The following is a 7825-nucleotide window of genomic DNA, read 5'->3' as shown; positions in this document are numbered from 1 at the left end:
CTGAAACTGACCAGTTCGATTCAATGAGGAGTTCGATCATGAATATCACCCGCTCACGAAACCTGCGCCCGTTGCCGCGCGCAGCTGGCTTCACCCTGATGGAAATGATCGCGGTCATCGTACTGCTGGGCATCGTGATCACGATTGTCGGCGGCGGCATGATGGATACGTTCGGTGGCGGCAAGTACAAGGCAGGCACGATCCAGGTCAAGAAGCTGGCTGGCTCGGTCGAGCAATACCAGATGAGCGTCGGCTCCTACCCGAGTTCGCTCGAAGACCTGACCAAGCGTGATGGCCTGGGCCCCTACGCCAAGGACACCGACCTGAAGGACCCGTTCGGCAATCCTTTCGTCTACAAGAAGCCTGGCGACGCCGGCCGTGATTTCGACATTATTTTCCTTGGCAAGGATGGCAAGGCCGGTGGCGACAGCACGAACAAGGATTACGGAAGCTGGGAATGAGAAGTCGGGAATAGAGAATGGAGAGTAGGGAATCGGTGAAGAGCAGCAAGCTTCCGGCGCTGACCGTTCGCGGCGGCGGAGTAGTGAACTCTTGCCCTGAACCTTCACGCTCGGCTCTTCCCATTCCCCGTTCCCCGTTCTCCATTCGCGGCCGTTCAAGAGGCTTCACCATGATCGAGATGATCGTGGTGATTGTCCTGATCGGTATTGTCGCCAGTGTCGTCGCGTTTTCATTCGCGAGGAGTCTGGACAGTGCGAAAGTGCAGGCTGCAAGCCGGGACCTGGTTGCCGGACTGCGTTACACGCGTGGCCAGGCCATCGTCAAGGGAGAGCAGAAGGTCCTCATGCTCGATCTCGAGAAAATGACCTGGCAGGCGCCGGGTCGGAGCGAAAAGGAACTTCCCAAGGACATGATCCTCCGCCTGACCACGGCGCAGAAGGAGCTGACCAGCGAGAGTTCTGGCGGCATCCGCTTTTTCCCTGATGGCAGTTCCACTGGCGGCAACATCGCGGTCGTTCTCGGTGAGCGGGAATGGCGCATCAACGTGGGTTGGCTGACCGGCGAGATCACCCTCGACAAGCCGGAAAGCGAGCGGTGACGAACTCCCCGCCATTGGTGCGGTCTGTTCGGAGTATGAAAAGGCTATCGCCCAGACCTGCGCGCGGATTCACCCTGATCGAAATGATCGCGGCCTTCGTGATTTTCGCGATTGCGGTCGGCGCACTGATGCAGATCCTGACGATGTCGATGAACAATGCCCGCTTCTCGGCTGATGAAACGCGCGCGGCCTTGTGGGCGCAGACCCTGCTCGACAATGTCGGTGTCGGCGAACGCGTCGAGGCCGGCAGCAAGAGTGGAGAATTTGATCGCAAGTTCCGCTGGGAACTGGAGGTCGAGCAGATCGATCCCGAGCTGGTCGTCGCCGAAGCCACTGACCCCAGCGGCACGGCGGGCATCGGTGGTCAGGCCGTTGCGGTAGACAATCCCGCCTTTGGTATTCCACAAATTGACCTGTTCCATGTCGTGCTCACCGTGATCTGGGGCGATACCGGTCGCGAGCGCAGCGCCCACTTTTCAACCCTGCGCACGGCCACGCCGGATCTGCGCGACGTCCGTTCGTTTCCAGGTAGCCCGCAAAGAAGCGGCGCATCCGGGCAGGGAATGAACAGCCGCAGCCCGGCACGATCGTCTGATTCTGGCGGGCGGGGACCGTGATGAAATCTTTCTCTCACAAGCGCATCAGTGCCGGTTTCACCCTGATCGAGGTCATGCTCGCGATACTGTTGCTGGCGGTCTTGCTGGCTGCCGCGTTCGGCGGCATTCGCTCGGCCGTCAAGGGCATGGCGGTGGGTGAGGACCTGATCGACCGCACCAATCGCCTGCGCGTGGCCCAGGAATTCATTCGCCATCAGATCAGTCGCGTATTGCCGCTGCCATTCGGGCAGGAAAGCGGAACCGGCTCCAATTTCCTGTTCCAGGGGGAGCGCGACTTCATGCGTTTCGTGGCGCCGATGCCGGGCTACCTCTCCAACGGAGGTTCGTACGTTCAGACCCTGGAGTTGTCCAATACCCGCAACGGCAAGCAACTGCTGTTCGGCCACGCGATGCTCAATGGCTTTGACCTCAAGCGGCTGGACAAGGATCAGGCGGAACCCGTCATCCTGATGGACCAGGTTGAAAGCGGCCGCTTCGAGTATCGCAAGCTGGATGACCAGGGCGAACTCGAAGACTGGTCGGATGACTGGGATGATCCAAGCCTGATCCCGGTCATGGTCCGCATCAATCTCAAGATGCGTCCGCAGGCTCTTGTCGGATGGCCGGACATGGAGATTCCCGTCGTCCTCGATGTGGGGGCGGCGCGTCAGTCCCAGAGTGTGCGCTTCGAGGATCTAGGTCAGTCCAATTCACAGGATGCCGCGACCATCAACCCGAGCGGCGGCGTGGGAAGCACGAGATGACAGCAATCCATTCACCACTCCTGCCGCACTTGCATCGAGCCGCGGCTCGGCAGGACGGAGTCGCCTTCGTGCTGGTCATGTGGGTCATCGCAATGATGTCGGTGCTGCTGGGCAGCTTTGCCCTGGTCGCGCGAACCGAAGGACTGCAGTCGCGCCACCTGTTCGACACGACGACCGCAAGATACGCCGCCGAAGCGGGCCTGAACCTGGCCGTGTATGGCCTCAGTAAATCGGACCCACTGCAGAAGTGGGTGGCTGATGGCCGCCCCTATACCTTCATGTTCGACGGTGCGGAAGTCGAGATCTCGATAACCGATGATGCCGGCAAGATCGACATCAACGCGGCCGATGCCGCATCGCTCAGGAACCTCTTTGTCGGCGCGGGTGTCGAAGAGCAAAAGGCGGACGAACTGGCCGGTGCGATTCAGGACTGGCGTGATCCGGACGACCTCACTTCACTCAACGGCGCGGAGCGCGCCGACTATAGGGCGGTTGGCCTGCCTTACAGCCCACGCAACGCGCCCTTTGAAACGCTTTCCGAGATCCAGCAGGTGTTTGGCATGGACTACGATTTGTACACCCGAATCGAGCCAGCCATCACGATGTTTTCGGGGCGCAGCAATCCCAGCGCAGCCTACGCGCCCATGGAGGCCCTGATGGCGATTCCCGGAATGACCCCTGAGCAGGCTCAGGATCTGATCAATCAGCGCCAGCAACTGCCCCCGGGAATGCTGGGCCAGGCAGCCGGCAATCTGCTGATGCCGGACGGGTCGCCACTCATGGCGGACGGTGGGGGCCTCACGTATAGTATAAAGTCGCGTGCCACGCTCCCGAACGGGGCTAGCACCATACTGGATGCAACCATCCGCTTGGGTGGAATGAACTCGGCGGGGCGTCCCTATGTGGTGCTTCGCTGGCGTGATGGCGAAACCGCGTAACTCATTGTGAAAGAAGCCCTGGACAGACAACTGGCCCGTCTGCGGACGCGCCTTGCCAAGACACCGCTGCCGCGATTCTTTTCGTGGTGGGGAACGGAGCTGCTTGCCTGTCTCCCGGAACGATGGCGCAAGCTGCTGGGTGGGCGCTCCGAGGCCCTGCTGATCGAGCTCGGCGAAACGGACATTGTCGTCTCGCACGAGTCGGGCAACGAGATTCGTGAATTTGGCCGGGTCGCCCTTGATGCCCCCGCAGAGTCGCAAGCCGCCGAAATTCGCCTGCTGCGCGGTCGCATAGAGAACCCCGGTGTGCGCACCATTTTCTGCGTGCCTGAGTCCCGTGCCTTGACTCGCAACCTGACCTTGCCTGCTGCCGCCGAAGAAAACCTGCGCCAGGTATTGTCGTTCGAGATGGACCGGCAGACGCCGTTCAAGGCCGAGCAGGTCTATTTCGACAGCCGGGTCAACGCGCGAGACGCAACCGCACGCACCTTGCGCGTCGAGCTCGTCGTATTGCCACGAGCCTTGCTTGACGCCCAGTTGGGCACCATTGCCGGTGGCGAGCTCGAAATCGACGCTGTCGATGTGCGTGCCGGTGATGCGGCGGGTGGGGCGCGACGCGGAGTCAATCTTCTGCCAGTCGAGCGTCGTGCCAAGGCCCACGATCGGCGCTGGATGATCAATGCGGCACTCGCCGGGCTGGCCCTGATCCTGCTTGTGTTCAACATGTCCGAGTCACTGCACAACCGCGCCATCGCAGTTGAAACCATGCAGGCGGAAGTCGAGAAGGCCGCGGTCGCCGCTCAGCAGGTCCTTGAGCTCCGCAAGACACTTCAGGATTCTGTCGAGGGAGCCAACTTCCTTTCCGAGAAAAAGCGAAAAGGCCCGCTGGTGGTTGCCATGCTGGATGACCTGGCAGCGCGACTGAACGACGATACCTATCTTGAGCGGCTAAGCATCGAGAACAACCAGATCCAGTTGCAAGGCCAGAGCAAGGAGGCCGCCAGCCTGATCAGTGTGCTCGGTGAGTCGCCATTCCTGGCCAATCCGAAACTCGAAGGCCAGATCCAGCCGGATCCGCGTACCGGAAAGGATCGCTTCACGATCAGCGCCGAACCGCTGGCAGTCGCCGTCGACTACGTGCCCCAGCGAGCTCCGGCAGTGGAAGCCGCAGCGCCGGAAAGTGCACCCGAGCCGGTTGAGTCCGATGAAGGCAAGGAGGACGCCGATGGCACGCCTTGAGCTTCGTCCCAAGGACGGCAGGCTGCTTGCCGTGGCCCTGCTGCTCATCGTTCTGCTCACCATCTATGTTTTTGGCGTGCACTGGTGGTTTGTTTCGCCGCATCTGGAGTTTTACGGTCAGATGGATGACCTGCGTGAGCAGCAGCAGCGCTATGCTCGCGTCATCTCCGAGCGACCCACCATCGAACAAAAGCTGGCCGAAGTGCGTGCCTACGAACAAGGCAATCAGGCATTCCTTGCAGAACCTGATGCCAACGCAGCCTCGGCCGGACTGATCACGCGCCTGCGCCAGGCGCAGACCGACCAGTCCGATCCCAAGCGCTGTTCGGTCGTCAGCAATACGCCCTACAGTGGTGGTCAGGAGGAGCGCTACAAGCAGGTAGTCGTCCAGGCAAGGTTGCGCTGCGACCTGGAATCTCTGGCCGCGATTCTCTATGACCTGGAAAATGGCAAGCCGTACCTGTTCATCGATCAGTTGATGATCTACAAGCAGCAGACCTACGTGCCACCCGGTGCCAAGCGCGTTGCCAGCCCTCTCGATGTCCGCTTCAACCTGTCCGGCTATCTGCGTGAGCCCGGGAAGGAAGTGCCATGATGGACGTCAAGGTCGCGCGAATGTTGACCCTGGTGCTGGCAGCCGGTTGCGGATTGCTGCTGGTGACAGCCCTGATCCAGTTGGCCGGCTATGGCCGAGGCTATGGATGGCTGCCTCCCGAAGCCGGAGACGGGCAGGAAACCTTGGCCGAGATCGACCGCAATACATTCAGCATGCCTGCGTTTTCCAGCTATTCCGAAGTGGACGCGCGCCCCCTGTTCAACGAGGATCGCAAGCCGACGCCCATCATCGATGACGAAGTTGCCACCGAGGGGCCTCCGCCGGTTCCGCTCAATGTCACGCTGACCGGCGTAATCCTGGTGCGCAAGACCGAATCGACTCCGGAATTGCGAATTGCCATGGTCCGCGACAATATGCGGAACGAATCGCAGGCACTCAAGGTCGGAATGCCATTGGCCGGCGATCAGGCTGGCTGGACACTGGTTTCCGTCGAGCCGCGGTTGGCGACATTCAAGAATGCGAGCGACGAGACGGCAGAAATCGAACTGCTTTCGGCCGCCATGCCTGCGCAGCCACCGGGTGCACCACGGGCCAAGCAGGTAGAGCCGGCAGCGCCAGGCGCGGTCGCTCCGGATAGCAAGAACACAGGTGCCGATTCTGATCTGGCAAAGCGGATCGAAGAGCGTCGGCGACAAATGCGCGAAGAAGCCGAGCGGCTTCGTTCGCAACGTGGGAACTCACCCACCGAGCAGAAGAATTGACGGAGTGATCCACGTGCCATCAAGAATTTCCATCCTACTGATCACGCTAACGCTCACAGTGCTCGCCGGCTGTGCGAGTGTGCCGCCGATCGACCGCACGCGAGCGCTGCCAGAGGAATCGGCACAGACGCTCACAGCCGATAATTTCGCCGCGGATATCGCCCCCGGGGCCAAGCCGCTGCCGAACTGGTCGGCTGGCATTGATGTTGACGGTGACGACACCAAGGCCTTCGAGCCACCGGAACCGGAGATCCAGGTCGGTACCGGGCAATTCATCGACGAGGAAGCCGCGCGCAGGCCGATTCCTTCTCCGACCGGCGAAGGCCAGGTTGATTTCAACTTCGAAAACAATCCGATTCAGGCTGTGGTCAAGGCCATTCTTGGCGACCTGCTCCAGCAGAACTACACCATTGCTCCGAACGTGGGCGGCAATGTCTCGTTCTCCACGGCCAAGCCGATCCGCGCCGACCAGGCCATGTCGGTGCTTGAAATGCTGCTGTCCTGGACCGGCAATACACTGATCTACAAGGACGGTCGCTATACCGTCCTGCAGATCAAGGATGCCTTGCCTGGTAACCTGACTCCGCGAATCTCTTCGCCGAATCTGGCACGTGGCTACGAAGTGCGTGTTTTCCCGCTGCGCTATGTATCGCCCAGCGAGATGGCCAAACTGCTCAAGCCCTATGCCAAACCAGAAGCCTTCATCAACATCGATACCGCGCGCAGCATGCTCGTGCTTGCCGGTACGGCTTCGGAGCTCGCCAACTATTCGCAGACCATCGAGATTTTCGACGTCGACTGGCTGAAAGGCATGTCCATCGGCGTGTTCACGCTGCAGAATGTCGAAGTCGGAACCCTGATGCCCGAACTCGACAAGGTCTTCGGCACGGCCGGTGAATCGCCACTCGCAGGCATGTTCCGGTTCATTCCGATCGAGCGCTCCAATGCAGTAATCGTGATTACCGCGCAGCCTGAATACCTGCGCAAGGCGGAGGACTGGCTCAAGCGGCTCGATCGCGCCGGTGGCGAAAGCGCCACCCAGTTGTTCGTCTACGACGTCAAGAACATCAAGTCGCTGGATCTGGCCGATTATCTCAGCCAGATCTTTCTTGGTTCAGCCAGCAGTGGCGGCTCGGGGCGCTCCGATACTTCGGGCGCTGTTGCTCCGGGTCTTGCTGCTGCCACCATCGGTACTGCGGCTGCGACTGGGGGCAATAGCGCGCTGGCGTCCACTTCACGACTGAACAGGCGTGCCGGAAATTCCGCTGGCGGGCAGGGCATGGCGGTTCCGGGCGGTGCGGCTGCCGGCGATTCCGATATCCGTATCACCGCAGTCGAGGACAGCAACCAGTTGCTGGTGCTGGCCACGCCGAACGAATGGGAATCCATGCAGGGGGCCATCCGTCGTCTCGATATTGCGCCGCTGCAGGTGCATATCGAAACCAAGATCCTTGAGGTGGCGCTGACTGGAAAACTGGAATTTGGCGTCAAATGGTGGTTCCGAGGATTGACCGGTGAAGGCTATCCGGCCGACTCCTATCAGAATCCTGGCGATCAATTCCCCTATCCGAATGGGCTGGATCGTCAACGTAGCCTGGCTGGCGCGGCGACAACCCCGGTATCGGCCGGAGCCAATATTTTCGCCTCCTACCTGAACAGTCAGTTTCAGGTAGCCCTGAGCGCCTTGCAGAATAGCGGCCAGGCCAAGGTCCTGTCGGCCCCGTCGTTGATGGTCATGAACAATCAGGAAGCCCAGATCAACGTGGGTGAGCGTATCCCTGTCGCCACGACCAGTATCGTCGGCGTGGGCGGTGCGGTGAACGGATCCAATCAGACCGTACAGTCTGGCGTCAGTCAGACCTCCTACCTGGATACTGGCGTGATCCTGACCGTCAAGCCGCGGGTCAATCC

At 60.7% G+C, this 7825-nt stretch carries 9 protein-coding genes; all 9 read left to right on the top strand.

All coding sequences use genetic code 11. From position 1 onward, the window contains the following. Nucleotides 1-38 precede the first annotated feature (38 nt). Nucleotides 39-461: a type II secretion system protein GspG gene (locus WBP53_RS04930; protein WP_423926526.1), complete on the top strand. Its 423-nt coding sequence runs from the start codon at nucleotides 39-41 to the stop codon at nucleotides 459-461. 122 nt (nucleotides 462-583) lie between these two features. After that, nucleotides 584-1060 (top strand): GspH/FimT family pseudopilin, encoded by a 477-nt coding sequence (locus tag WBP53_RS04925; RefSeq protein ID WP_423926528.1) that lies wholly within the window; start codon nucleotides 584-586, stop codon nucleotides 1058-1060. A 35-nt stretch (nucleotides 1061-1095) separates the two neighbouring features. Further along, nucleotides 1096-1677, top strand: coding sequence for a type IV pilus modification PilV family protein (locus tag WBP53_RS04920; protein WP_423926524.1), 582 nt, complete (start codon nucleotides 1096-1098; stop codon nucleotides 1675-1677). Beyond that, nucleotides 1677-2420 carry a prepilin-type N-terminal cleavage/methylation domain-containing protein gene (locus WBP53_RS04915; RefSeq protein ID WP_423926522.1) on the top strand — a complete coding sequence of 248 codons (744 nt, stop codon included), beginning with the start codon at nucleotides 1677-1679 and terminating at the stop codon, nucleotides 2418-2420. Before WBP53_RS04920 ends, WBP53_RS04915 begins: the two co-directional genes overlap by 1 nt. Then, nucleotides 2417-3358, top strand: a complete 942-nt coding sequence (locus WBP53_RS04910) for a general secretion pathway protein GspK (protein WP_423926520.1) — start codon at nucleotides 2417-2419, stop codon at nucleotides 3356-3358. Before WBP53_RS04915 ends, WBP53_RS04910 begins: the two co-directional genes overlap by 4 nt. A gap of 6 nt (nucleotides 3359-3364) precedes the next feature. Continuing rightward, nucleotides 3365-4597, top strand: coding sequence for a PilN domain-containing protein (locus tag WBP53_RS04905; protein ID WP_423926518.1), 1233 nt, complete (start codon nucleotides 3365-3367; stop codon nucleotides 4595-4597). Next, the gene (gspM, locus tag WBP53_RS04900) at nucleotides 4584-5192 is read left to right on the top strand and encodes a type II secretion system protein GspM (RefSeq protein WP_423926516.1); all 609 of its coding nucleotides are present in this window, start codon (nucleotides 4584-4586) and stop codon (nucleotides 5190-5192) included. The genes WBP53_RS04905 and gspM overlap by 14 nt, the downstream gene beginning before the upstream one ends. Continuing rightward, nucleotides 5189-5914, top strand: coding sequence for a hypothetical protein (locus tag WBP53_RS04895; protein ID WP_423926514.1), 726 nt, complete (start codon nucleotides 5189-5191; stop codon nucleotides 5912-5914). The genes gspM and WBP53_RS04895 overlap by 4 nt, the downstream gene beginning before the upstream one ends. Before the next feature lie 13 nt (nucleotides 5915-5927). Then, nucleotides 5928-7825, top strand: a 1898-nt coding sequence (locus tag WBP53_RS04890) for a secretin N-terminal domain-containing protein (RefSeq protein WP_423926512.1), incomplete at its 3' end; no start/stop codon positions are given.

Source organism: Dokdonella sp. (assembly GCF_049593775.1).
GTDB lineage: Bacteria > Pseudomonadota > Gammaproteobacteria > Xanthomonadales > Rhodanobacteraceae > Dokdonella.
The sequence above is the reverse complement of the archived record's forward strand: the minus strand, read 5'-3'. Positions and strand labels throughout refer to the sequence as shown.